Here is a 26,316-nt window from a genome sequence, read left to right as displayed (position 1 = left end):
CAGCATGCGTCGCACTATGGTAGCTGGTAACTGGAAGATGCACGGTACCCGCGCCAGTGTCGCTGAGCTGGTAAATGGCCTTCGTCACTTGGCCTTGCCTAGCGGTGTTGATATCGCTGTATTTCCGCCTTGCTTGCATATCGCCCAAGTGGTTGATGGCTTGAAAGGCAAGTCGATTCAGGTCGGCGCGCAGAACTCTGCGGTGGAAGCGATGCAAGGTGCGTTGACCGGTGAGATTTCGCCGAGTCAGCTGGTTGATGTGGGTTGTTCCTATGTGCTCGTTGGGCACTCCGAGCGTCGTCAGATGATGGGCGAGCGTGATGGGACACTCAATCGCAAGTTCGCAGCGGCACAGGCTTGTGGCTTGATTCCAGTGTTGTGCGTAGGGGAAACCTTGGCAGAGCGCGAATCGGGCAAGACTCTTGAAGTTGTCTCGCGTCAGCTGGGCAGCATCATCGAGGAGCTGGGTGTTGGTGCGTTTGCAAAGGCAGTAATTGCTTACGAGCCGGTCTGGGCCATTGGCACCGGGCTGACTGCTACACCGCAACAGGCGCAGGATGTGCACGCAGCCATCCGCGCGCAGTTGGCGGCAGAGAATTCTGAAGTCGCACAAGGTGTGCGGCTTCTATACGGCGGCAGCGTGAAGGCGGCCAATGCGGTCGAACTGTTCGGCATGCCGGATATCGATGGGGGGCTCATTGGTGGAGCTTCCCTGAATGCAGATGAGTTCGGTGCGATCTGTCGCGCCGCGGGAAACTGAAAAAATGCTGGAAACAGTCGTAGTCGTTTTTCATCTGTTGGCTGCCCTGGGCGTAGTTGCCCTGGTTTTGTTGCAACAGGGTAAAGGTGCGGATGCTGGTGCGTCTTTCGGTGCAGGTGCTTCAAATACTGTGTTCGGAAGCCAAGGTTCCTCTACCTTTCTTAGTAAGTTTACTGCTATACTTGCCGCAGGTTTTTTCATAACCAGCTTAGGGTTAGGTTACTTTGCTAAAGAGAAAGCTCATGTGCTGACTCAAGTAGGTTTGCCAAACCCAGCAGTGTTGGAAGTACCAAAAGCAAAACCGGCTTCTGATGATGTCCCGGTGCTTCAAGAGCAAAAGTCGGCTACTCCAGCGACTGACGTACCTCCAGCTCAAGAGCAGAAGTAAGAAGGGTTGTAAACGCTGTATTGCCGAGGTGGTGGAATTGGTAGACACGCAACCTTGAGGTGGTTGTGCCCATAGGGTGTAGGGGTTCGAGTCCCCTTCTCGGTACCAATTATCAGGAGAGCCCGCTGTTGCGGGCTTTCTTGTAGGTGGAAGGTTACATTGACCCTGCAAGGGATCGGTCGTATACTTCCGCCCCAGCTTTGTCGCGGGGTGGAGCAGTCTGGTAGCTCGTCGGGCTCATAACCCGAAGGTCGTCGGTTCAAATCCGGCCCCCGCAACCAGTTTTAGCGGAGCCCCTTTTAAGGGGCTTTTTGTTAGCTGGACACTTTCAACGCCGCTGTTCGACGGCGTTTCAAGGATGGGCGTTTCGCCCATTTTTTTATTTTGCACAGCATGCACATACATGCACGAGGGGGTTCAGGTGTCGAGCAAGCTAGAAGAGTTGCAGGCCTTGCTGGCCCCGGTGGTCGTGGCCCTAGGCTATGAATGCTGGGGTATTGAGTTTTCGGCTCAAGGTCGCCACTCAATGTTGCGCGTTTATATCGATAAAGAGGGCGGTGTGCTGGTGGACGATTGCGCCATTGTCAGCCGTCAGATCAGCGGTGTCCTGGATGTTGAAGATCCAATCTCCGTTGAATACACCCTCGAAGTATCCTCGCCAGGCATGGAACGCCCACTGTTCACTATCGAGCAGTTTGCTAAATATGCCGGTGACCAAGTGAAGATCAAACTGCGCTCCCCTTTTGAAGGGCGACGCAATTTTCAGGGCCTTCTGCGCGGTGTAGAAGAACAGGATGTCGTGGTGCAGGTAGACGACCATGAGTTCCTGTTGCCGATCGATATGATCGACAAGGCCAACATTATTCCCAGTTTTGACTGAGACGCGGATCCCGCGGATCCAATGGCTTGCGAAAGGCGAGGCGTACGATGAGCAAAGAAGTACTGCTGGTTGTTGAGTCGGTATCCAACGAAAAGGGTGTACCGGCAAGCGTGATTTTTGAAGCGTTGGAGCTGGCCCTGGCCACTGCTACCAAAAAGCGTTTTGAAGACGAAGTTGATCTGCGTGTGGAAATCAACCGCCACACCGGTGCCTACGAGACTTTCCGTCGCTGGACGGTCGTCGAAGAGGACGATCTTGATGATCCGGCCATCGAAACCTGGCCGAGCAAGGTTGCGCAAACGCATCCTGGCGCCCAGGTCGGTGATGTCGTCGAAGAAAAGATCGAGTCCATCGAGTTCGGCCGCATTGCTGCACAGACTGCCAAGCAAGTCATCGTGCAGAAAGTACGCGAAGCCGAGCGCGCGCAAGTCGTTGACGCTTATCGCGAGCGCCTGGGTGAAATCATCTCCGGCACCGTGAAAAAAGTGACCCGCGACAACGTGATCGTCGACCTGGGTAACAACGCTGAAGCGCTGTTGGCCCGTGAAGACATCATTTCCCGCGAAACCTTCCGTGTTGGCGTGCGTCTGCGTGCGCTGCTCAAGGAAATCCGCACCGAGAACCGCGGCCCTCAGCTGATCCTGTCGCGTACCGCGCCGGAAATGCTGATCGAGCTGTTCCGTATCGAAGTGCCGGAAATCGCCGAAGGCCTGATCGAAGTCATGGCTGCGTCCCGCGACCCGGGTTCGCGCGCCAAGATCGCGGTCCGCTCCAAGGACAAACGCATCGACCCGCAAGGCGCTTGCATTGGTATGCGCGGTTCGCGCGTCCAGGCAGTGTCGGGCGAATTGGGTGGTGAGCGTGTGGACATCGTCCTGTGGGACGATAACCCGGCGCAGTTCGTGATCAACGCCATGTCGCCGGCTGAAGTGGCGGCAATTATCGTTGACGAAGATGCCCATGCAATGGACATCGCCGTTGGCGCAGACAATCTGGCTCAGGCCATTGGTCGTGGTGGTCAGAACGTGCGTCTGGCCAGCCAACTGACCGGCTGGACCCTGAACGTGATGACCGAATCGGACATCCAGGCTAAGCAGCAAGCTGAAACCGGTGACATCCTGCGCAACTTCATCGACGAGCTGGAAGTCGACGAAGACCTGGCACAGGTGCTGGTAGATGAAGGCTTCACCAGTCTGGAAGAGATTGCCTACGTACCGTTGGAAGAAATGCTCAACATCGACGGCTTTGACGAAGACACCGTCAACGAGCTTCGCGCTCGAGCCAAGGATCGTTTGTTGACTAAAGCCATCGCTACTGAGGAAAAGCTGGCAGACGCCCATCCGGCCGAAGACCTGCTCTCGCTTGAGGGTATGGACAAGGATTTGGCGATGGAACTGGCGGTGCGCGGCGTAATTACCCGCGAAGACCTGGCCGAGCAGTCTATTGACGATCTGCTCGACATCGACGGCATTGACGATGATCGTGCCGGCAAGTTGATCATGGCCGCCCGAGCCCATTGGTTCGAGTAACTAGGCGCGGCCTGAGGAGAGAAGTGCATGACGCAAGTCACGGTGAAACAACTGGCCGATGAGGTCAAAACACCGGTAGAGCGCCTGTTGCAGCAGATGCGTGAGGCAGGTCTGCCGCACACCGCCGCCGATGAAGGTGTGAGCGATAGTGAGAAGCAGTCTTTGCTGACTCACTTGAAGAGCAGCCACAAGGCGAAAGTGGAAGAACCGCGCAAGATTACATTGCAGCGCAAAACCACCAGCACCCTGCGTGTTGCTGGTAGCAAGAGCATCAGCGTTGAAGTACGCAAGAAGAAAGTCTTCGTACAGCGCAGCCCGGAAGAAATCGAAGCCGAGCGCAAACGCGAACTGGAAGAACGTCGCGCAGTAGAAAATGCTGCTCGTCAGAAGGCTGAAGAAGAGTCCAAGCGTCGCGCCGAAGAAGAAGCGCGTCGCCAGCCTGCTGCTGCGCAAACTGCTGCCACTGAAGCGGTCGCTGCGCCTGTTGAAGCTGTGCGTGAGGCCGCTCCGGTTGCCGCTGCACCTGCTCCGGCAGCCGACGCTCGCAAGCGTGACGAACCTCGTCGCCCGGACAAACCACGTGCCGACGATAACAATCGTCGCAGCGGTGGTGGCGATGGCGAGCGCAAAAACGCTCCGCATCGTGCTTCGGTCAAAGAGAAAGCACCTGCTCCACGCGTTGCCCCACGTACTACCGACGAAGAAAGCGATGGCTTCCGTCGTGGTGGTCGCGGCAAGGCCAAGCTGAAAAAACGCAACGCCCACGGTTTCCAGAGCCCAACCGGCCCTGTCGTGCGTGAAGTGAAGATCGGCGAGACCATCACTGTTGGCGATCTCGCCCAGCAGATGTCGGTCAAGGCAGCTGAAATCATCAAGTTCATGTTCAAGCTGGGTACTCCGGCCACCATCAACCAGGTACTGGATCAGGAAACTGCCCAACTGGTTGCTGAAGAGCTGGGCCACAAAGTGACCCTGGTCAGCGACACCGCCCTGGAAGATTCCCTGGCCGAGTCCCTGAAGTTTGAAGGTGAGGCAGTTTCCCGTGCACCGGTCGTGACCGTAATGGGCCACGTTGACCACGGTAAAACTTCCCTGCTCGACTACATCCGTCGTGCCAAGGTTGCTGCTGGCGAAGCCGGCGGTATCACCCAGCACATCGGTGCGTACCACGTTGAAACCGACCGTGGCATGGTGACGTTCCTCGACACCCCTGGTCACGCCGCGTTTACCGCAATGCGTGCCCGTGGTGCCAAGGCGACCGACATCGTGATCCTGGTGGTTGCAGCCGACGACGGCGTGATGCCACAAACCATCGAAGCCGTTCAGCATGCCAAGGCAGCTGGCGTTCCGCTGGTGGTTGCAGTGAACAAAATCGACAAGCCGGGCGCTGATCTTGATCGCATCCGTAGCGAACTGTCGGTTCACGGCGTGACATCCGAAGAGTGGGGTGGCGACACTCCATTCGTACCAGTCTCCGCGAAGATGGGTACTGGCGTTGACGAACTGCTCGAAGCCGTTCTGTTGCAAGCCGAAGTCCTGGAACTGACCGCTACTCCATCGGCCCCTGGCCGTGGTGTTGTGGTTGAATCCCGTCTCGACAAGGGCCGTGGCCCGGTTGCGACCGTACTGGTTCAAGACGGTACCCTGCGCCAAGGCGACATGGTCCTGGTCGGTTCGAACTACGGCCGTGTACGTGCCATGCTCGACGAGAACGGCAAGCCAATCAAGGAAGCAGGTCCTGCTATCCCGGTCGAGATCCTCGGCCTGGACGGTACCCCGGACGCTGGCGACGAGATGAGCGTAGTGGCCGACGAGAAGAAAGCCCGTGAAGTGGCTCTGTTCCGTCAAGGCAAGTTCCGCGAAGTCAAGCTGGCCCGTGCTCACGCCGGCAAGCTGGAAAACATCTTCGAGAACATGGGCCAGGAAGAGAAGAAGACGCTTAACATCGTCCTCAAATCTGACGTACGTGGTTCCCTCGAAGCGTTGAACGGCGCCTTGAACGGCCTGGGTAACGACGAAGTGCAAGTGCGCGTTGTCGGTGGCGGTGTCGGTGGTATCACCGAATCCGACGCCAACCTGGCACTGGCTTCCAACGCTGTACTGTTCGGCTTCAACGTGCGTGCCGATGCTGGCGCTCGCAAGATCGTCGAGCAGGAAGGCCTGGACATGCGTTACTACAACGTCATCTACGACATCATCGAAGACGTCAAGAAAGCCCTTACCGGCATGCTTGGCAGCGACGTCCGGGAGAACATCCTGGGTATCGCCGAGGTTCGTGACGTGTTCCGCTCGCCGAAATTCGGCGCGATCGCCGGTTGCATGGTTGTCGAAGGCACCGTGTACCGTAACCGTCCAATCCGTGTACTGCGTGAAGACATCGTTATCTTCGAAGGCGAGCTGGAATCCCTGCGCCGCTTCAAGGATGACGCCTCCGAAGTACGTGCCGGCATGGAATGCGGTATCGGCGTCAAGAGCTACAACGACGTCAAGGTTGGCGACAAGATCGAAGTCTTCGAGAAGGTTCAGGTTGCTCGCAGCCTCTAACTCGCGCACTTCCGGAGCCACGCAGCGTGTGGGCATGCAAATGCCCCGTGCAGCGACGGACTCTAAACGCAACGCCCGGTCTGGCTTTTGTCAGGCCGGGCGTTTGCCGCTTTCAGACCCCACGGGTTTCACCGTGTGGCAGTAACAGGTAACAAGACATGGCAAAAGAATACAGCCGTACCCAGCGTATCGGCGATCAGATGCAGCGCGAGCTTGCCCAACTGATCCGTCGTGAAGTCAAAGACCCACGCGTTGGCCTGGTGACCATCACCGCCGTTGAAGTGAGCCGTGATGTTGGTCACGCCAAGATCTTCATCACCGTGATGGGGCAGGACAACAGCGAAGAAATCGCGCAAAGCATCAAGGTGCTCAACTCGGCTGCAGGCTTCCTGCGCATGCAGTTGGCCCGTGAAATGAAGCTGCGCAGTGTTCCCCAGTTGCACTTCCACTACGACGAAAGCGTCGTGCGTGGCGCGCACCTGTCGGCACTGATCGAGCGCGCCGTGGCTGAAGACAGCCAGCACCCGTCCACACCTGAAGACGCCAAGGAGTAAGTGGTGGCTCAGGTCAAACGTATCCGTCGCAACGTCAGCGGCATCATTCTGCTCGACAAACCCATTGGCTTTACCTCCAATGCCGCCTTGCAGAAGGTCCGCTGGCTGCTCAATGCCGAGAAGGCCGGGCACACTGGCAGCCTCGATCCCTTGGCCACCGGTGTGTTGCCGTTGTGCTTTGGCGAGGCCACCAAGTTCTCGCAATACCTGCTCGATTCCGACAAGGGTTACGAAACCCTGATGCAACTGGGCAAGACCACCACCACGGCCGATGCCGAAGGTGATGTTTTGCAGGTTCGCGACGTGACCGTTGGTCGTGCAGATATTGAAGCGGCTTTGCCCGGTTTTCGTGGGCAAATCAGTCAGATACCGCCGATGTACTCGGCGCTCAAGCGTGATGGGCAGCCACTTTACAAGCTGGCACGTGCGGGCGAAGTAGTGGAGCGCGAACCGCGTTCTGTTACTATTGCGCGCTTGGAATTGCTCGCCTGTGAAGGTGACACTGCGCGCTTGGCCGTGGACTGCAGCAAAGGCACCTATATCCGTACCCTGGTGGAAGATATTGGTGAAAAGCTCGGTTGCGGCGCGTACGTTGCAGAACTGCGACGCACCCAGGCCGGCCCTTTCACCTTGGCCCAGACGGTCACGCTGGAAGAGTTGGAAGCGGTACACGCCGAAGGCGGCAATGAAGCAGTTGATCGCTTCCTGATGCCATCGGACAGCGGTTTGCTGGATTGGCCATTGCTGCACTTCTCGGAGCACAGCGCGTTCTACTGGCTCAACGGCCAGCCGGTACGTGCCCCGGACGCTCCGAAGTTCGGCATGGTGCGGGTACAAGATCATAACGGTCGCTTTATCGGTATCGGTGAAGTGAGCGAAGACGGGCGCATCGCGCCGCGTCGACTGATTCGGTCAGAATGACCGAACGAGGGTGGCTGTTAACAGGCACGGTCACTTCCTCATTTTTAGATACAGGGATTTGTCCCTGGCCTGTTGAAGCTGTTTCTTTGAAACAGTTTCCTGATAAAAGGATTGCCTCATGGCTCTCGACGTTCAAGAAAAAGCACAAATCGTTGCTGACTATCAGCAAGCTGTTGGTGACACTGGTTCGCCAGAAGTGCAAGTTGCACTGCTGACCCACAACATCAACAAGCTGCAAGGTCACTTCAAGGCCAACGGTAAAGATCACCACTCCCGTCGTGGTCTGATCCGCATGGTAAACCAGCGTCGTAAGCTGCTGGACTACCTGAAAGGCAAGGATCTGGGTCGTTATCAGGCTCTGATCGGTCGCCTGGGTCTGCGTCGCTAATAAGCGATTGCGCTAGAGGTTGGTTGTCTGTCGTGTGTCAGTGGGATTCCCGCTGGCCCATGACAGGCTCCCAGCCTCAAGTTTTATCTGGATACACGTTTTACCCTGGACGAGGCTCGGGCCGATTCCCGAGATTGCCCAAGAATTTCGCAAGAAGACAAGTTCCCCAAGAGCCACAAAGAAGGTAGGACACCGTGAACCCGGTTATCAAAAAGTTCCAGTTCGGTCAGTCGACCGTTACCCTTGAGACAGGCCGTATCGCCCGTCAAGCCTCCGGCGCAGTGCTGGTTACCGTTGACGACGACGTTACCGTTTTGGTGACCGTTGTTGGCGCCAAGACCGCTGACCCAAGCAAAGGCTTCTTCCCTCTTTCCGTTCACTACCAGGAAAAAACTTACGCTGCCGGTAAGATCCCTGGTGGTTTCTTCAAGCGTGAAGGCCGTCCTTCCGAGAAAGAAACCCTGACTTCCCGACTGATCGACCGTCCGATCCGTCCGCTGTTCCCAGAAGGCTTCATGAACGAAGTGCAGGTTGTCTGCACCGTCGTTTCCACCAGCAAGAAAACCGATCCGGACATCGCTGCGATGATCGGTACCTCGGCTGCCCTGGCTATCTCCGGCATTCCGTTCGACGGCCCGATCGGCGCCGCCCGTGTTGCTTTCCACGAAAGCACCGGCTACCTGCTGAACCCGACTTACGAGCAACAGAAAGCATCGAGCCTGGACATGGTCGTTGCCGGTACCTCGGAAGCCGTATTGATGGTTGAATCGGAAGCCAAAGAGCTGACCGAAGACCAGATGCTGGGCGCGGTACTGTTCGCCCACGACGAGTTCCAGGCTGTCATCAAGGCTGTCACCGAGCTGGCTGCCGAAGCTGCCAAGCCTACCTGGACCTGGGCTCCACAGGCTGAAGCGACTGAACTGTTGGGCGCTATCCGCTCCGAGTTCGGCGCTGCGATCTCCGACGCCTACACCATCACCGTCAAGGCCGACCGTTACGCTCGCCTGGGCGAGTTGAAGGATCAGGTTGTAGCCAAGCTGTCCGGTGAAGAAGGCCAGCCTTCGTCCAGCGAAGTCAAAGCCGCTTTCGGCGAAATCGAATACCGCACCGTTCGCGAAAACATCGTTAACGGCAAGCCACGTATCGACGGTCGCGACACCAAGACCGTTCGTCCGCTGAACATCGAAGTCGGCGTTCTGCCGAAGACTCACGGTTCGGCGCTGTTCACCCGTGGTGAAACCCAGGCCCTGGTTGTCGCGACTCTGGGTACTGCCCGTGACGCACAGCTGCTGGACACCCTGGAAGGCGAGAAAAAAGACCCGTTCATGCTGCACTACAACTTCCCTCCGTTCTCGGTGGGCGAGTGTGGTCGCATGGGTGGCGCTGGTCGTCGTGAAATCGGTCACGGCCGTCTGGCCCGTCGTTCGATTGCAGCCATGCTGCCGGCTGCCGACGTGTTCCCGTACACCATCCGTGTTGTATCGGAAATCACCGAGTCCAACGGTTCCAGCTCCATGGCTTCCGTTTGCGGTGCTTCCCTGGCACTGATGGACGCTGGTGTGCCGATGAAGGCGCCGGTTGCCGGTATCGCCATGGGCCTGGTTAAAGAAGGCGAGAAGTTCGCCATCCTGACCGACATCCTGGGCGACGAAGACCACCTGGGCGACATGGACTTCAAGGTAGCCGGTACCGCCAAAGGCGTAACCGCACTGCAGATGGACATCAAGATCAAAGGCATCACCGAAGAGATCATGGAGATCGCCCTGGGCCAAGCCCTGGACGCGCGCCTGAACATCCTCGGCCAGATGAACCAGATCATTGGTCAGTCCCGCACCGAGCTGTCGGAAAATGCTCCGACCATGATCGCGATGAAAATCGACACCGACAAAATCCGTGATGTTATCGGTAAAGGCGGCGCGACTATCCGTGCGATCTGTGAAGAGACCAAGGCTTCGATCGACATCGAAGACGACGGCTCGATCAAGATCTTCGGCGAAACCAAGGAAGCGGCTGAGGCAGCACGCCAGCGCGTCCTGGGCATTACCGCTGAAGCCGAGATTGGCAAGATCTACGTCGGTAAGGTTGAGCGCATCGTCGACTTCGGCGCATTCGTCAACATCCTGCCGGGCAAAGACGGTCTGGTTCACATCTCCATGCTGAGCGACGCTCGTGTTGAGAAAGTGACCGACATTCTGAAAGAAGGCCAGGAAGTGGAAGTGCTGGTACTGGACGTGGACAACCGCGGCCGTATCAAGCTGTCCATCAAGGACGTAGCAGCAGCCAAGGCTTCGGGCGTTTAATCACCCCCAGGCTTCACGCTGAAAAAAAGGACTCTTCGGAGTCCTTTTTTTATGGGCGTTGAAAAAGCGTAGAGGCAAGACCGACGCAAAAGCCGCAACTTGCATGCAGGCACGATGGCCTTCATGCAAGTTGCACGATTTCGGAAATTAAGTAATTTTCTAAGTCATTGTTTTAAAAGGGTTTTATGAGTCTGCAAAACTTGGCACAGCGCCTGCAATATCTCTATCAACGCTGCAGCATCAAGGTACACACACTGCAGACTATTAATAAAACAGGAGTTACTCGTATGAAGAAGTTCGCTCTCGCTACCGCCACTGCTACCGCCCTGACCCTGGCCATGGCCAACGTTGCCTTTGCTCAGACTTCTCAAGCGCCTATGACCCTGGCCGCCGGCGAAGTGACCAAAGCCAAAGAGTCCACCTCGGACACTTGGATCACCACCAAAGTCAAAGCTGACCTGCTGACCGAAAAGGGTATTCCAGGCTCGGACATCAAGGTTGAAACCAACAAAGGCGTGGTTTCCCTGTCCTCGACAGTAGCTATCTCGGACTCGCAGAAAGCGACCGCTGTAGCCATCACCAAGAAAATCAAAGGTGTTACCGCCGTATCGGCTGACGGCCTGCTGGCTGGCGGCGCTACCAAGGCTGACAACATCGACAAAACCAAAAGCGCAGCAGCTGATGCCAAGGGCGCGACTTCCGATACTTGGATCACTACCAAGGTAAAAGCTGACCTGGTAACCGAGAAAGGTATTCCTGGCACCGACATCAAAGTCGAAACCAACAAAGGTGTCGTTTCCCTGTCGTCGGCTACCCCAGTGACCGAAGCACAGAAAACCACCGCGGTGAATATCACCAAGCAAATCAAAGGCGTTAAAGCTGTATCGGCCGATGGCCTGAAAGCAGAGTAATGCCCAACGTATCGTCTTGAACAAAACGTCGGCGGCAACGAGTGAGCCAGATATCCACTCAATGCACCTCACGTGTTCATGCGACCGACCACAGGGATGTGGTCATTACAGGCCCCGGCACTTGTGTCGGGGCCTGTTCTATTTAGTGAGTCCAACAAAGACTCAATGTGGGAGCGGGCTTGCCCGCGATTGCAGTGGTTCAGTCACAGCTGTTCAAGCTGACCCACCGCAATCGCGGGCAAGCCCGCTCCCACACTTAGATTTGCAATGCCCGCTGCTTACTCGGCATCCAGATGCAGCGGTGTCACCACCCGACCATCTTTCTCCGCCTGACCCAGGTTGGCATCAATGAAGTACACCCGGTCATCTTCCAGCTGGCCCTTGTCCACCAGATAGTCCTTGATCGTGCTTGCACGGTCCTGGCCAAGTTGGCGCAGCAGTACGTCACTGGTGCTCCAGAACTTGATCACGCCGTCACGCAGCTTCGCAGTGCGGTCGCTGTCGCTCAGGTCTTTCCATTCCGCCGGAGGTTGTTGTTTCAGGCGCGTGCGGTAGATGCCTTCCAGCAATGGCGCCTTTTCCTTCTCCGGTACAACCAGCAGCGAGGCTTGGGCTGGAACCTTGTCGCCACGGCGCTGGAGGATCTTGTAGTAGTTGTATTGGTATTCACGCTCCAGACGTTCTGCGGCCAGGAACGGCCCGTCACTGCTGGCAGCGGCGGTGCCTTCGATTTCCAGGCGCAGGGCCGGGCGTTCTTTCAGGGCCTTGGCCAGCGTGTTCAGGGCGCCTTCGGCGTCCTTGTTCAGTTCGCTGGAACCTGCGGCGAAGGACACATTGCCCAAGTCCTCCGCACCACCGCCGGTAACCAACCCACCGATAAACTTGAACGGTGCCGTTGCCGCGCGCACCACCAAGTTGCGCAGGGTCTGCCACACGATCGGCATCACACTGAACTGTGGATTGTTGAGGTCGCCCGTCACCGGCAGTTCGATGGAGATCTTGCCGTCCGAGTCCTTGAGCAACGCGATGGCCAGGCGAATCGGCAAGTCCACCGCATCGGCGCTGTCGACTTTCTCACCCAATTGCAGTTGCTCGACCACCACTTTGTTTTCGGCTTTCAGCTGGCCTTTGGTGATCACGTAATGCAGGTCGAGATTGAGCCGGCCCTTGCGGATACGGAAACCGGCGAACTTGCCGGAGTAGGGGGTCAGGGTCGTCAACTCGACCCGTTTGAAGCTGGTGGCGATATCCAGCGCCGCCATCGGGTCAAACGGGTTCACGCTGCCCTTGATGGTCACCGGCGCGTAGCGATCCACCTTGCCCTTGATATCGACGCTGGCCGGTTTGGCCTGGCGGCTGTCGATCGTACCGATCTGCCCGTTGAGTTGTTGAATGGCGGTGGCAAAGTTGGGTGTCAGGCTGAAGTCGGCAAAGTTGGCCGAACCGTCGTTAATCGCAATCTGCCCGATACGAATGCCCAGAGGTTTGTCTTTGCTGGCCGGTTTCGGACTTTTATCGGGCGCCTGTGGAATCAGCAAGTCATCGACGTTGGTGGTGCGGTCGTCGTTGATCATGAAGCGTGCATAGGGTTGCAGCAGGTTGACCTTGTCGATCGACAGGCTCTCGCCGTGCTGGTAGTTGACGCCTTCGACGACCAGCCGCTGCCATTTGAGGAAGTCGCGGGTCTTGAGGGTGTCGAGGGTATGCAGCTGGTCGACCTGCGCGCGGCCGGTAATTTGCAGCTTCAGCGGGTCGGCGCTTTTGAGGTTCACATCCAGGTTGCTGCCGAGCATGCCGCTGCGCAGTTCCAGGCGAATAAACGGGCTGATATAGGCCTGGGCAACCCGCAGGTCGATGTCCTGGGTATTGACCTTGAGCTTGGCACTGATTGGGTTCAGGTTGACCTCGCCCGTCGCGAGGATCTTGCCCTGCTTGCCCAGGCCGGTATCGACCTTCAGGGTAAATGGGCTTTGGTTGAGGCTGTCGAAGTTCTGCACGTCGACGTTCAGCGGGCCCAGCTCCAACGCCACCGCTGGTTTGACCTGGCGGTCGGCCAGGTGCACCTGATAGTTACGCAGTTGCACGTCCTTGAGCAGCACCTGCCACGGCTTGCTTGGTGCTGCCGGTGCCGGTTTGGGTGAGTCGGCGGTGGCCGGTGCGGTCGCGGCTTCCGGCTTCTGGGCCGGCTTGCTCGGTTGGCTGGCGAACAGTTTCTGCCAGTCCAACTGGCCGTCGGCTTCGCGGGCGGCCCAGGTTTCCAGTTTGTTGCTGCGGATCTTGCCCACCACCACCTGTTGCTTGGCCAGGTCCACCGTGGTTTCGCTGACGTCCAGGCGCTCCAGGCGCACCAGTGGCCGGCCATCCGGGGCCTTGATGGCAAACGGCGCGATGCTCGCTGCGGTGTTGGTCAGGTTCAGCTCGGTCTCTTTGGCCAGGCTGAATTTGTAGTCGGTGCTGAAGTTCAGCACGCCGTCCTCAAGCACCAGCGGCAGCGCATCACGCACATACGGCCACCAGGCCTTCATCTTGCCATCGGTGACCTTCAACGTACCTTCGGACGTGATCGGCACCAGGCTGAAGTTGCCTTTCCAGTCGATCTGCCCGCCTTCAGGGCCGGCGGCGACCAGGGTCATGTCGGCATTGTCTTCGGGCAGGGTGCTGAGGTTTTTCAGCTCGAAGTCGAGTTTGTCGTAGAGGAATTCGATGGGCTCGCTGGGGCGCAAGTCCTCAAAGTGCACATAGCCGCCGGCCAGCTTGATGGCGTCGATCCGCAACGGAAAGGGCTTGGCATTCGGGTCGGCCGGGGTGGGCTCGCTTGGCGGAATCTTGAACAGTTGCGCCAGGTTCAACTGGCCGGACTTGTCGAACAGCAGCTCCGTCTTCGGCTGGTCCAATTGCACATCGGCCAGGTGCAGTGCGCGGGTCCACAGGCTGTCGATCTGCAGGTTGGCGTAGAGCCGTTCGAAACCGATCTGTTCTTTGCCGGGCTCGCCGATTTTCAGGCCCCAGACCGTCAGCTCCAGGCTGAACGGATTGAGCTCGATGCGCTCGATCCGTGCCGGCACCGTGGCGTAATTGGCCAGTTGCTGGTTGGCAATGCGAAGGGCAATGCCGGGCAAAATCAGAAAGCCCAGCAAGCTGTACAGGGCAACGGCGGTCAACAAGGCGCCAGTGGCGCGAATCAATCCTTTGGGCATGGGGCGGCGCCATCTATGTCAAACAGGAGTGCCTTGGAGTATGGCACGGGTTTTCGGTTCCGAAGGGCAGGGCTCTTGGGAAACGTCCTACAGCTGCAGTATCAAAGTTTTCAGCGGTGGCTGCTGGTCTTGTGAAGGAAAATCCGCCCCCGGCGTCATGATTTTCCAGTCGCGCACTGGGCGCCCGGCTTTTTCCGCGCAGCGCAGCACCTGTTCGCGCCAGTCATCCATGCTGACTTTCGCCAAGTTGTTGCAGCAGATCAGCACGCCATTGTCGGCCGTGGCGAGCAGTGCGGGCTTGAGCAGGCTTTGGTAGTCGCGCAGCAGGTCGACGGTGCCGAAGGCGCTCTTGGCCCAGGCCGGCGGGTCGAGCAATACGAGGTCGTACTGGCGCTGTTCCAGGCGTGGATAGCTCGGCAGTTTCTGGCCGCGGCGCTGGGTAATGGGCAGGCCGGCCAGTTGGCGGATCGCCGGGAAGTAGTCGGATTGCACGAATTCCATGGTTGGCAATTGCGGGTTCAGCTCGCCGTTTTCGCGACCCACCGCCAGGTTGCCCTCGGCAAAGTCCAGGTTGCACACCTCACGGGCACCGCCCGCCGCCGCGCTGAGGCCGACGCCGCAAGTGTAGGCGAACAGGTTCAACACGCTTTTGCCGGCGCTATGGGCCTTGACCCAGCCGCGGGTGTTGCGCAGGTCGAGGAACAGCAGCGGGTCCTGCCCGGCATGGCGCCCGCGTACACGGTAGTTGAGGCCCCATTCGTGGCCGACCAGGTCTTCCAGCGCTGCCGGTTCAGCGCGGTACACCGTGTCTTCGCGATCGATCCGCGAGTTGCCACGGGAACGGTCGTTGTACACCAGCAGCAATTCCAGGCCGATGTACTGGTTGATCAGCTGGTGCAGGTCCAGCAGCTCGTCGGTTTGCAGCGATTGGTGGAAGCTCTGCACCAGCAATTGCGGGCCGTAGCGGTCGATGGTCAGGCCGCCGGCGCCTTCCTGGCTGCCGTGGAACAAGCGGTAGCAGTCGGTACCTTGGGCGTGCAGCTCGTTGATCAGGTCTTGGCGATGATTGAGGGCGGCGCGCAGCGCCTGATTCAAGGGAGACATGGAGCGCGCCTTGCTTAAGTAATGGGGGTAAATGTGGGCGCGGAGTTTAACAGTTATAGGGCCAGGCCTACATCAAACCCATCCGCCGATGCGCCCGCTGTACCGAACCATTGCGCATCGCCCAGCGCAGCAACGGCGCACTGCGCTTGACCCCGGCGCGGATCATCTGGCGTTGCAGCGGGCTCTGGTGCTGGTCGAGCATGGCGCTGGCCCAGTCCGGCAGCAGGTCGATCCCGGCCTGCATCATCAAGGCACCAAACGGCTTGGCCATCGTGCTGGGTGCCGGGGCATTGAGCAGCAGGCGCAATACCTCACGGCTGCGCTCGTCGCACAGCAGTTGCGGGCGGATACGTACCAGGTAATCCGACACTTCCTGCCGCGAACGCGGCACATGCCGCGCGCCCAGTTGTTCGGCGACCAAGGCGATTTCTGCGAAGTAGCGGTCCTGGTCACGCCCCGAAAGGTGCGGGTTACGGTAGCGCAGGTGGGCGGCGAGGAAGTTGCTGACCTCCGCGACATGCACCCAGGTCAGCAACTCCGGGTCGCTGGCCGCATACGCCCGGCCGTCCGGCGCATGGCCGACCACTTGCAGGTGAATGGTGCGCACCTTTTCGATCAACCATTCGGCGTCCTTGCGCGAGCCAAAGGTGGTGCCGGAAATGAACTGCGACGTGCGCCGCAAGCGCCCGAGCATGTCCTGGCGAAAGTTCGAGTGATCCCACACGCCGGCCAGGGCCAGCGGGTGCAAGGCTTGCAGCATCAGGGCGCTGATACCGCCGATCAACATGCTGCTGAAGTCGCCATGGACTTGCCAGCTGACCGAGTCCGGCCCGAACAGGCCGGGGTCGCCCTTGGGGTTTTCCAGGTCCAGTTGGCCCAGTGACAAGCCCGTGAGGCTCATCAACTGGGTTTCGATACGGCTGCGGATAAATTCCATGGCGACTCAGGTTTTCCTATCGGTTCAGGCGTTTGTCGATCAGGCCATCCACCACGCTGGGATCGGCCAGGGTGGACGTGTCACCGAGGCTGTCCAGTTCGTTGCAGGCGATCTTGCGCAAAATCCTGCGCATGATTTTGCCGGAGCGGGTCTTCGGCAAGGCCGGCGCCCATTGGATCAGTTCCGGCTTGGCAAAGCTGCCGATTTCCTTGCTGACCAGCTCCAACAGGTGTTTTTTTAGTCCATCGTCGGGCGTGACGCCATTCATCGGGGTGACAAAGGCGTAGATGCCCTGGCCTTTGACATCATGGGGGTAGCCCACCACGGCGGCCTCGGCCACCAGGTCATGCAGGACCAGGGCGCTCTCCACCTCGGCCGTGCCGATACGGTGGCCGGACACGTTGATCACATCGTCGATACGCCCGGTGATCCAATAGTCGCCGTCCTCATCGCGCCGCGCGCCGTCGCCGGTGAAGTAGTAGCCGGGGTAGGGTTTGAAATAGGTGTCGATCATGCGCTGCGGGTCGCCGTAGACGCTGCGGATCTGCCCCGGCCAACTGGCCTTGATGGCGAGTACGCCACTGCCTGCGCCGTTGAACACCTTGCCTTGCTCATCCAGCAACACGGGTTGTACGCCAAACATCGGCTGGGTCGCGCAACCCGGCTTGATCCGCTGCGCGCTCACCAGCGGGCTGAGCATGATGCCGCCGGTCTCGGTCTGCCACCAGGTATCGACAATCGGGCAGCGCTGCTCGCCGACGGCGTTGAAGTACCAGTCCCAGGCTTCGGGGTTGATCGGCTCGCCCACGCTGCCGAGCAAGCGAAGGCTGGCGCGGGACGTGTTCTCCAACGGGCCGTGGCCTTCCCGCATCAGCGCACGCAGGGCCGTCGGCGCGGTGTAGAAGATATTGACCTGATGCTTGTCGATTACCTGCCAGAAGCGCGAGCTGTCCGGGTAGCTCGGCACACCTTCGAACATCAGCGACGTTGCGCCATTGGCCAGCGGGCCGTACACGATGTAGCTGTGGCCGGTGACCCAGCCCACATCGGCGGTGCACCAGAACACTTCGCCTTCGCGGTAGTCGAGCACGTACTTGAAGGTCATCGCCGCTTGCAGCAGATAGCCGCCGGTGGTGTGCAGCACGCCTTTGGGTTTGCCGGTGCTGCCGGAGGTGTAGAGGATGAACAGAGGGTCTTCGGCGTCCATCGGCTCGGGTGGGCAGTCGGCGCTGGCGGCGTCGAGGGCTTGTTGATACTTGAGGTCGCGGCCTTCGCTCCAGTTCACGTTCGCGCCGGTGCGTTCCACCACCAAGACGGTGCTGACATTCGGACAACTGGTCAGGGCTTTATCGACATTCTGTTTCAGCGCCACCGGCTTGCCGCCGCGCACGCCTTCGTCGGCGGTGATCACTGTGCGGCAGTCGGCGTCGAGGATGCGGTCACGCAAGGCGTCCGGCGAGAACCCACCAAACACCACCGAGTGCACCGCGCCAATGCGTGTGCAGGCCAGCATGGCGTAGGCCGCTTCCGGGATCATCGGCATGTAGATACACACTCGGTCGCCTTTCTTCACGCCACGGCCTTTCAGCACGTTGGCCAGGCGGCTGACGTTTTCGTGCAGTTGGCGGTAGGTGATTTTGCAGGATTGTGTCGGATCGTCGCCTTCCCAGATGAAGGCCGTTTGCTCAGCGCGGTGCGCCAGATGACGGTCGATGCAGTTGTAGCTGACGTTCAGTTGGCCGCCGGCAAACCACTGGGCGGCGCCGGTGTGGATGTCCGATTGCTGAACGGTGTGCCAGGGGCTGATCCAGTCGAGAAAAACCTTGGCCTGTTCGGCCCAGAAGGTATCGGGTTGCTCGATGGATTGGCGGTAGAGGCGCCTGTAGTCCTCTTGACTGAGTTGCGCAGTGCGGCGCACGGCATCGGCAACGGGGAAAGTGCTGATATCGAACATGAGCGGTCCTTATTCTTGTTTTAGGCACAAGTCATAAAGATGCACGCTGTGGGGGGAGGGTTCAAGGCCAACGTCCAAACGGACGTTGGCCTTGAAGGGGCAGGATCAGCCGCGGTGACGACCGCGGAAATAGTTGATCAAGCCTTGGGTCGAGGCGTCATCCGCCACGGCTTCTTCGGCACCGGTCAAGCGGTTGTACACGCCCTTGCCCAGCTCTTTGCCCAACTCCACGCCCCATTGGTCGAAGGCGTTGATGCCCCAGATCACGCTTTGCACGAACACCTTGTGCTCGTACATGGCCACCAGTGCGCCCAGGCGACGCGGGCTGATGCGTTCCACCACCAAGGTGTTGCTCGGGCGGTTGCCCGGGATCACCTTGTGCGGTGCCAGCTTCTGCACTTCTTCTTCGGCGATGCCCTTGTCGCGCAGCTCGGCTTCGGCTTCGCTGCGGGTCTTGCCGAGCATCAGTGCCTGGCTTTGCGACAGGCAGTTGGCGTACAGCCACTGATGGTGGTCGGACACTGGGTTGAAGCTGACAATCGGCACGATAAAGTCGGCCGGGATCAGTTGGGTCCCTTGGTGCAGCAACTGGTGGTAAGCGTGCTGGCCGTTGCAGCCGACGCCGCCCCAGATGACCGGGCCGGTATCGGTGGACACGGGCGTGCCGTCCTGGCGCACGCTCTTGCCGTTGGATTCCATGTCCAGCTGTTGCAAGTGCTTGGTGATGTTACGCAGGTAGTGGTCGTACGGCAGGATCGCGTGGCTCTGCGCGCCCCAGAAGTTGCCGTACCACACGCCCAGCAGGCCGAGCAGCACCGGCATGTTCTGTTCGAATGGGGCGTTCTGGAAGTGCTGGTCCATGGTGTAGGCACCGGACAGCAGTTCCTTGAAGTTGGACATGCCGATGGCCAGGGCAATCGGCAAGCCGATGGCCGACCACAGCGAGTAACGGCCGCCGACCCAGTCCCACATCGGGAAGATGTTTTCTTCACGGATACCGAATGCCACGGCCGCCGCGTTGTTGCTCGATACGGCGATGAAGTGGCGGTACAGCTCGGCTTCCGAGCCACCCTGGGCCAGGTACCAGGCGCGGGCGGCCTGGGCGTTTTTCAGGGTTTCCAGGGTGTTGAAGGATTTCGACGAGACGATAAACAGCGTGGTCTCGGCGCGCAGCTTCATGGTCAGTTCGTGGAACTCACTGCCGTCGATATTCGCCAGGTAGTGGCAGCGCACGCCTTTGTGGGCGTAGGACAGCAGCGCTTCGGACACCAGCTCCGGGCCGAGGAATGAGCCACCGATGCCGATGTTCACCACGTCGGTGATCGGTTTCTCGGTGTAGCCACGCCACAGGCCGTCGTGGATGCGGCCGACCAGGTCAGTGATCTGGTTCAGCACCTTGTGCACGTCCGGCATGATGTTCACGCCGTTGACCGACAGTTTGTCGCCCACTGGACGGCGCAGCGCGGTGTGCAGGGCAGGGCGGCCTTCGGAGGAGTTGACCGGCTCGCCGGCGTACAGCGCGTTGATCGCGGCCTTGAGGTCGACTTCCTTGGCCAGGGCTACCAGCAAATCACGGGTTTCGCTGGTGATCAGGTTTTTCGAGTAATCGAGGAAAAGTCCGCAGCTGCTCAAGGTGAATTGGGAAAAACGCTGGGGATCGGCATTAAACGCGTCGCGCATGCTGAAATCCTGCATGGCTTGGCGGTGTTGATTGAGCGCTTGCCAGGCGGGCAGAGCGGTAACGTCATGAGGAGTGCGGTAGTACGCCATCGCTGCGGGTTTCCTTTTATTACGGGGACTGCCTTTAGGACACTTCAAAGCCCGGAACGTCCTGCCTCTCATCAAGCGGCGGGTTCCAGACAGCGCTAACCAAGAGCGCAGGGCGATTACATTAAACCTAGCGTGTGAACTTGTCTTGGCTTTGTCTGCGCTGTGGCCGGTACTTTTTTATACCGGCACGGCAGGGAGGGCAACAGGCGAGGGTCAGTTGAGGTTCAGATGCAGGTTATCGATGAGGCGGGTGCTGCCGAGATAAGCCGCGACGAGGATCACCACGTCACGGTCTTCTGGGGTTGCCGGGCGCAGGTTTACGCCTTGACGCACTTCGAGGTAGTCCATGCGCAAGCCTGCGGCTTCGATCTGTTGGATCTGCTCGGCGCGCAGCTTGGCGAAGTCGTGGTCACCGGCTTGGATGGCTGCGGCAATCTGGCTGAGGCTGCGGTACAGCACCGGTGCGGTGGCGCGCTGTTCTGCGCTGAGGTAACCGTTGCGCGACGACAGCGCCAGGCCGTCCTCGGCGCGTACGGTGGGCTCGCCGATGATCTGGATCGGCATGTTCAGGTCCTGCACCATGGCGCGGATCACGGCCAGTTGCTGGTAGTCCTTCTGGCCAAATACCGCGATGTCCGGCTGGACCATGTTGAACAGCTTGCTCACCACGGTCGCCACGCCTTCGAAGTGCCCCGGACGGCTGGCGCCACACAGGCCTTCCGACAGGTGTGGGACGCTGACGCGGGTCTGGCCGGTGGTGCCACCGGGGTACATTTCCTCGACGGTGGGCGCGAACAGCAGGTTGCAGCCGGCTTGCAGGAGTTTTTCCTGGTCAGCGGCCAGGGTGCGCGGGTAGGTATCCAGGTCTTCGCCGGCGCCGAACTGCAGCGGATTGACGAAAATACTCGCGACGACGAAGTCCGCTTGCTGCGCGGCCTTGGTCACCAGGGTGGCGTGGCCGCTGTGCAGGTTGCCCATGGTCGGCACAAAGCCGATGCGTTTGCCGGCGTTGCGGGCGTGGGTCACAGCGGCCCGCAGTTCGCGTAGGCTTTTTACCGTGTTCATGCAGAGAATCCGTGTTCGGCGCCGGGGAAGGTGATGCCTTTGACTTCGCTGACGTAGGCGCTGAGGGCGGCGTGGATGCTGTCCTGGCCGGTCATGAAGTTCTTCACGAACTTCGGCACGCGGCCGGAAATCGACAGGCCGAGCATGTCGTGAACCACCAGCACCTGGCCGTCGGTGGCCGAACCTGCGCCAATGCCGATCACTGGCACTTTAACGGCCTGGGTGATCTCGGCGGCCAGCTCGCTCGGCACGCACTCCAGCAAGATCATCGCCGCGCCCGCTTGTTCCAGAGCGATGGCATCGGCACGCATCTGCCGCGCCTGCGCTTCGTTGCGGCCTTGCACCTTATAGCCACCGAGGACATTCACCGACTGCGGCGTCAGGCCCATGTGCACGCACACCGGGACACCGCGCTCAGCGAGCAGGCGCACCGACTCGGCGAGCCACAGGGCGCCTTCGACCTTGATCATGTGCGCGCCGGCCTGCATCAGCTTGCCCGCGTTCTGGAAAGTCTGTTCGAGGGTGGCGTAAGCCATGAACGGCAGGTCGGCGATGATGAAGGCGCCATCGTTGCCGCGCTTGACGCTGGCGGTGTGGTAGGCAAGTTCATCGGTGGTAACAGGCAATGTGCTGTCATTCCCTTGAAGAACCATGCCCAGGGAGTCGCCCACCAGTAACACTTCAACCCCGGCCTGGCAGCTGGCGTGGGCGAAGGTGGCGTCGTAGCAGGTCAGCATGGTGATTTTTTCACCTTTGAGCTTGAGGCTCTGCAAGGTGGTCAGGGTAATGTCTGGCATGAAAAGGGTCCTCGTTCAGGCGCTTGGAAACAGCGAGTAACGCGCGTGAGTCTTCGTTTATACAGGCGCACTGTCTTGAGAGCAGTGCTTATATGGCCTGGATTGCGCCCTTTAGCGCCGGGTTGGCGGCAGCGGGACGCCTATAGTCGTGAGGAGGACACGGGAAGTCAATTGGATGTGTTACCGCATTGTTACGAGGGGGGTGTTACCCGTGTTACTGATGCGATTCAGCTATGTGAACGGCGTTTCTGAAGACGCTGGAGGTTAAATGTGGGAGCTGGCTTGCCTGCTCCCACAGTGACCGGGTCAGTCTTGAGGCAGGCGTTCCAGGCCGACAAACGGGCAAGCTGCCAGCAAGTCGCTGAGGCGTTGGCCATCCGGCAATAGCAGCGTGTCGGCTGCCAGTTCCGCCAGCGGATACAGCACGAACGCCCGCAAATGCATCTGGTAGTGCGGCACCTTCAGGCGCGGCTCGTCGATCTGGCGCTCGCCAAACAGCAGAATGTCCAGGTCCAGCGTACGTGGGCCCCAACGCTCCAGGCGTTCGCGGCCCTGGTCGTTCTCGATGGCCTGCAGCGCATCCAGCAGTTGCAACGGCGCAAGGCTGCTGTCGAGGGCGGCCACCGCATTGGTGTAGCGCGGTTGGCCGGGGAGCAGGGAGTCACTCTGATAAAACGCGGACACGCCGGCCACCGTGGTGCCTGGCAGTAACGCCAGCGCCTCGATGGCGCTGTGCAGTTGCTGCTCGGGGGCGGCGAGGTTGCTGCCCATGCCGATGTAGATGCGTTCCACGCTTACTCGCCTGAGGTGTCGGCGGCGCTGCGTTTGCGCTTGGTGCCGCTGCGCCGACGCTTTTTCGGGCCTTCGCCGTCGCCTTTGCTGCCGAGGTCGCGAATCATGTCGCGGCGTTCGCTGTCATTGGCGTCCTGGTAATCCGTCCACCATTCGCCCAGGCCGTCGGTCTGCTCGCCGGCGCTTTCGCGCAGCAGCAGGAAGTCGTAGCCGGCGCGGAAGCGCGGGTTGTCCAGCAACAGGTCGGCGCGTTTGCCGCTGCGGCGTGGCAGGCGCTCCTGCATGTCCCAGATCTCGCGGATCGGCATGGTGAAGCGCTTAGGAATGGCGATGCGCTGGCACTGTTCGGCGATCAGCTCGTGCGCGGCTTCCTGCATGGCCGGGATCGGCGGCATTCCGCGCTCTTGCAGGCGCAGTACGCGCTTGGGCAGGGCTGGCCACAGCAAGGCGGCAAACAGGAACGCCGGGGTGACCGGTTTGTTCTGCTTGATGCGCAGGTCGGTGTTGATCAGCGCTTCGCTGATCAGGGTGTGGGTATAGGTCGGGTTCTGTTCCAGTGCTTCGGCGCTGGCCGGGAACAATGGATCGAACAGTTGCAGGTCCACCAGCATTTCGAAGGTGTCTGCGGCGTAGCCCGAGAGGAACAGCTTGAGCACTTCTTCGAACAGGCGCGCCGAGGGGATTTCCCGCAGCATGGGGGCCAGTTCGCGGATCGGCGCGGCGGTGTGCTTCTCGATGCCGAAGTTCAGCTTGGCGGCGAACCGCACCGCGCGCAGCATGCGCACCGGGTCTTCCTGGTAGCGCTGCGTCGGGTCACCGATCAGGCGGATCAGGTTGTTGCGAATGTCGTGTACGCCGTTGGCGTAATCGAGGATGCGCTCGCTGACCGGGTCGTAATAGAGGGCGTTGATGGTGAAATCGCGGCGCTGCGCGTCTTCTTCCAGGCTGCCGTAGACGTTGTCGCGCAAGATGCGCCCGCTCTCGTTGCGGGAAGACTGGTTGGTGTCTTCCTCTTCATCGTTTTGCGGGTGATTGGCGCGGAAGGTCGCGACTTCGATGATCTCGCGACCGAAGTGGATGTGCACGAGCTTGAAGCGACGGCCGATGATGCGCGCGTTGCGGAACTCGGCGCGCACTTGTTCAGGCGTGGCGCTGGTGGCGACGTCGAAATCCTTGGGCGTGATATTGAGCAGCATGTCGCGCACGCAACCACCCACCAGGTAAGCCTGGTAGCCGGCGTTCTGCAGGCGCTCGACGATGTTCACCGCATAACGGCTGAACTGGGCGCGCTGCAACGAATGCTGGTTGCTGTTAAGCACCTCAGGCGTGCTGCGAATGTGTTGCGTACGACGCAAGGGAGAACGGAATGACTGGAACAACTTCTTCAGCATGGGATGCACTGTTTGAAGGAATGTTCGGCCATAACGAAGAATGACCGCATGATGGGCGAGGATTCTAGCATTTAGTCAGGGGATGGTGTAGGAACAAGCTACAGGCCTTGCGCCATAAGCCTTTAAACGTCAAATGCCGGAAACTACAAGGGGAGCCGAAGCTCCCCCAGAAGTAGTTGCGTGCTCTATTTTTATTATGGTTTCGGGCTTTTTGTTTTTGTTGATCGCCCTCGCCATGAAGCTTCACCTTCATGACACTCCCAATCGGGAGTCAAGAGCAAACGGATTGCTTTGGTCGCTGTGTTGCTGATCTACGATCCAACCAGTTCAGGCTCTGCCTTAGGGCAGTTTTTGTTGTTCTCGGCCTGGTTGCGGGGCAAGCCCCAAATGCAACGCCTCTCCAAAAGAATCAGTTAGCTGCGCCTCCGCCGTGTTGTTTTTGTTATGCGTGAGTCGATTCGTCTTATTTTTATTGTCTTGTACAAAGCTTGTTATTGTTTTTGTACTAAGCATATAGCAGGGTGCGTGCCAACTTTTACGCCGACCAGCAAATACAGGGGTATGAGCTGATTTTGAGCGTTTGGCAGGCGAAAAAAAGCCGGGGCTTCGTTACCGTAAGCCCCGGCTTTTGTTACGTGAAAAATCAGCGGTAACAGTTTTTTCACATCTGAGGGTGTTACCTGTGGGGGCACCCCCTCAACTTTCGCTGGCAACCCCGGTCTTGCGCCGTGGGATGCCCAGGCGCTGGCGGCGTTCCCACAGGCATTTACGGCTCACGCCCAGTTTGCGCGCCAGTTCGGTCTCGGTCATGTGGTCCTGATGCTCAAGGACGAAGTGCTGGAAGTAATCTTCCAGTGACAAATCTTCCGTCGGCTCATGGCTGGTATTGCTACCACCGCCCTGTTGCGGGGCCAGGCCGATGAAATCGTCGTCGTCCAGGTCGCTCAGCTCAATGTCGATACCCAGCAGCTCGGCCGAAATCTCCGGGCTCTCCGACAGGATCACCGCACGCTCGACCGCGTTCTCCAGTTCCCGCACGTTACCCGGCCACGAGTAATGCCGAATCGCCTGCTCGGCGTCCGGGGCAAACTTGAGGTCGGTACGGTTGATGCGCGCACTCTGGCGCAGCAGGAACGCGTTGGCGATCTCGTTGACGTCGGCGCCACGCTCGCGCAGGGCCGGCAGCTTGAGGGCAATCACGTGCAGGCGGTAATACAAGTCTTCACGGAACTGGCCGATCTTGGCCAGGCTCTTGAGGTCTCGGTGAGTGGCCGCGATCAGGCGCACATCGACCTTTTGCGACTGCACCGAGCCCACGCGGCGAATCTCGCCTTCTTGCAGTACACGCAGCAAGCGCGCCTGGGCTTCCAGTGGCAGCTCGCCGATTTCATCGAGGAACAAGGTGCCGCCATCCGCCGCTTCCACCAGGCCCGCACGCCCGGCGCTGGCGCCGGTAAACGCGCCTTTCTCGTGGCCGAACAGTTCGGACTCGATCAGGGATTCAGGAATGGCCGCGCAGTTCACCGAGATCATCGGTGCCTTGGCACGCTTGGACAGGTTGTGCAGGGCGCGGGCCACCAGTTCTTTACCGGTGCCAGATTCGCCCTGGATCAACACATTGGAGTCAGTGGGGGCGACTTTGCGGATCTTGCTGTACAGGTCCTGCATCGGTGGGCAGGAGCCGATGATGCCGATCTCGCCGTTGCTGTTATCCACACCCGGTTTGTCGGCGGCTTTGCCAGCCGGACGTTGTTCTGCCGGCGTGCTGCTGGCCGACTGTCGGTCACGCAGGATGCGGGCCACGGCCTGGAGCATTTCGTCATGGTCGAAAGGTTTGGCGATGTAGTCCACCGCGCCCATCTTCATGGAGTCCACCGCCGAGCGCAGGCTGGCGTAGCTGGTCATGATCAGCACCGGCGTGCCCTGGCCAAGCTTGATCAGCTCGGTACCCGGCGCGCCCGGCAGGCGCAGGTCGCTGACAATCAGGTCGAACGTGGGAATGCTGAAACGCTCCTGGGCTTCCTGCACCGAGCCAGCTTCGCTGACCTGGTACTGATTACGTTCAAGCAGGCGACGCAAGGCAGAGCGGATAATGGTTTCGTCTTCGACGATCAAAATGTGCGGCATTGATTCA

The 26,316-nt window shown here is 59.6% G+C and carries 20 protein-coding genes and 2 tRNA genes; 12 read left to right on the top strand and 10 right to left on the bottom strand.

The genetic code is table 11. The features are described 5' to 3' along the window. The first annotated feature begins 4 nt into the window (after positions 1-4). The 12 genes from tpiA (at position 5) to ACU688_RS21440 (ending at position 11,175) form a co-directional block, all read left to right on the top strand. Positions 5-760, top strand: a complete 756-nt coding sequence (tpiA, locus tag ACU688_RS21495; protein WP_026136640.1) for a triose-phosphate isomerase — start codon at positions 5-7, stop codon at positions 758-760. 4 nt (positions 761-764) lie between these two features. Next, entirely contained in the window at positions 765-1,148 is a 384-nt protein-coding gene (gene secG, locus ACU688_RS21490; RefSeq protein WP_010206600.1) for a preprotein translocase subunit SecG, read from the top strand. 22 nt (positions 1,149-1,170) lie between these two features. Next, a tRNA-Leu gene (locus ACU688_RS21485) sits at positions 1,171-1,256 on the top strand. A 96-nt stretch (positions 1,257-1,352) separates the two neighbouring features. After that, positions 1,353-1,429 (top strand) — tRNA-Met (locus ACU688_RS21480). A gap of 140 nt (positions 1,430-1,569) precedes the next feature. Beyond that, positions 1,570-2,028, top strand: coding sequence for a ribosome maturation factor RimP (gene rimP / locus ACU688_RS21475; protein WP_032864760.1), 459 nt, complete (start codon positions 1,570-1,572; stop codon positions 2,026-2,028). Positions 2,029-2,075: 47 nt separating this feature from the next. After that, entirely contained in the window at positions 2,076-3,557 is a 1,482-nt protein-coding gene (gene nusA, locus ACU688_RS21470) for a transcription termination factor NusA (protein ID WP_207045563.1), read from the top strand. Positions 3,558-3,584: 27 nt separating this feature from the next. Beyond that, the gene (infB, locus tag ACU688_RS21465; RefSeq protein WP_448186325.1) at positions 3,585-6,101 is read left to right on the top strand and encodes a translation initiation factor IF-2; all 2,517 of its coding nucleotides are present in this window, start codon (positions 3,585-3,587) and stop codon (positions 6,099-6,101) included. Positions 6,102-6,259: 158 nt separating this feature from the next. Then, positions 6,260-6,655, top strand: a complete 396-nt coding sequence (gene rbfA, locus ACU688_RS21460; protein WP_003176137.1) for a 30S ribosome-binding factor RbfA — start codon at positions 6,260-6,262, stop codon at positions 6,653-6,655. A gap of 3 nt (positions 6,656-6,658) precedes the next feature. Then, the gene (gene truB / locus ACU688_RS21455; RefSeq protein ID WP_026136642.1) at positions 6,659-7,576 is read left to right on the top strand and encodes a tRNA pseudouridine(55) synthase TruB; all 918 of its coding nucleotides are present in this window, start codon (positions 6,659-6,661) and stop codon (positions 7,574-7,576) included. A gap of 118 nt (positions 7,577-7,694) precedes the next feature. Further along, positions 7,695-7,964: a 30S ribosomal protein S15 gene (gene rpsO, locus ACU688_RS21450; RefSeq protein ID WP_003176135.1), complete on the top strand. Its 270-nt coding sequence runs from the start codon at positions 7,695-7,697 to the stop codon at positions 7,962-7,964. A 194-nt stretch (positions 7,965-8,158) separates the two neighbouring features. Next, positions 8,159-10,264: a polyribonucleotide nucleotidyltransferase gene (pnp, locus tag ACU688_RS21445; RefSeq protein ID WP_448186324.1), complete on the top strand. Its 2,106-nt coding sequence runs from the start codon at positions 8,159-8,161 to the stop codon at positions 10,262-10,264. Between the two features lie 287 nt (positions 10,265-10,551). Further along, on the top strand, positions 10,552-11,175 hold the full coding sequence (locus ACU688_RS21440) for a BON domain-containing protein (protein WP_448186323.1): 624 nt from the start codon (positions 10,552-10,554) through the stop codon (positions 11,173-11,175). Between the two features lie 278 nt (positions 11,176-11,453). On the opposite strand, the gene ACU688_RS21435 is transcribed toward ACU688_RS21440, so the two are convergent. The 10 genes from ACU688_RS21435 to ACU688_RS21390 form a co-directional block, all read right to left on the bottom strand. Beyond that, positions 11,454-14,372, bottom strand: coding sequence for a DUF748 domain-containing protein (locus ACU688_RS21435; RefSeq protein ID WP_448186322.1), 2,919 nt, complete (start codon positions 14,370-14,372; stop codon positions 11,454-11,456). An 87-nt stretch (positions 14,373-14,459) separates the two neighbouring features. Further along, entirely contained in the window at positions 14,460-15,476 is a 1,017-nt protein-coding gene (locus ACU688_RS21430) for a class I SAM-dependent rRNA methyltransferase (RefSeq protein WP_448186321.1), read from the bottom strand. Between the two features lie 67 nt (positions 15,477-15,543). Beyond that, positions 15,544-16,413 carry an oxygenase MpaB family protein gene (locus ACU688_RS21425; protein WP_448186320.1) on the bottom strand — a complete coding sequence of 290 codons (870 nt, stop codon included), beginning with the start codon at positions 16,411-16,413 and terminating at the stop codon, positions 15,544-15,546. A gap of 16 nt (positions 16,414-16,429) precedes the next feature. Then, positions 16,430-18,367 (bottom strand): acetate--CoA ligase, encoded by a 1,938-nt coding sequence (gene acs / locus ACU688_RS21420; RefSeq protein WP_448186319.1) that lies wholly within the window; start codon positions 18,365-18,367, stop codon positions 16,430-16,432. Between the two features lie 105 nt (positions 18,368-18,472). Then, positions 18,473-20,137: a glucose-6-phosphate isomerase gene (gene pgi, locus ACU688_RS21415; RefSeq protein ID WP_124527749.1), complete on the bottom strand. Its 1,665-nt coding sequence runs from the start codon at positions 20,135-20,137 to the stop codon at positions 18,473-18,475. A 213-nt stretch (positions 20,138-20,350) separates the two neighbouring features. Next, positions 20,351-21,202: a pantoate--beta-alanine ligase gene (panC, locus tag ACU688_RS21410; RefSeq protein ID WP_448186318.1), complete on the bottom strand. Its 852-nt coding sequence runs from the start codon at positions 21,200-21,202 to the stop codon at positions 20,351-20,353. Continuing rightward, positions 21,199-21,999 (bottom strand): 3-methyl-2-oxobutanoate hydroxymethyltransferase, encoded by an 801-nt coding sequence (gene panB / locus ACU688_RS21405; protein WP_448186317.1) that lies wholly within the window; start codon positions 21,997-21,999, stop codon positions 21,199-21,201. The genes panC and panB overlap by 4 nt, the downstream gene beginning before the upstream one ends. A 306-nt stretch (positions 22,000-22,305) precedes the next feature. After that, positions 22,306-22,791, bottom strand: coding sequence for a 2-amino-4-hydroxy-6-hydroxymethyldihydropteridine diphosphokinase (gene folK / locus ACU688_RS21400; RefSeq protein ID WP_448186316.1), 486 nt, complete (start codon positions 22,789-22,791; stop codon positions 22,306-22,308). Positions 22,792-22,793: 2 nt separating this feature from the next. After that, positions 22,794-24,182 carry a polynucleotide adenylyltransferase PcnB gene (locus tag ACU688_RS21395; RefSeq protein ID WP_017734147.1) on the bottom strand — a complete coding sequence of 463 codons (1,389 nt, stop codon included), beginning with the start codon at positions 24,180-24,182 and terminating at the stop codon, positions 22,794-22,796. A gap of 696 nt (positions 24,183-24,878) precedes the next feature. Beyond that, the gene (locus ACU688_RS21390) at positions 24,879-26,309 is read right to left on the bottom strand and encodes a sigma-54-dependent transcriptional regulator (protein WP_448186315.1); all 1,431 of its coding nucleotides are present in this window, start codon (positions 26,307-26,309) and stop codon (positions 24,879-24,881) included. Between the last annotated feature and the right edge of the window lie 7 nt (positions 26,310-26,316).

It is taken from the genome of Pseudomonas acericola (SeqCode), assembly GCF_053456465.1.
The sequence above is the reverse complement of the archived record's forward strand: the minus strand, read 5'-3'. Positions and strand labels throughout refer to the sequence as shown.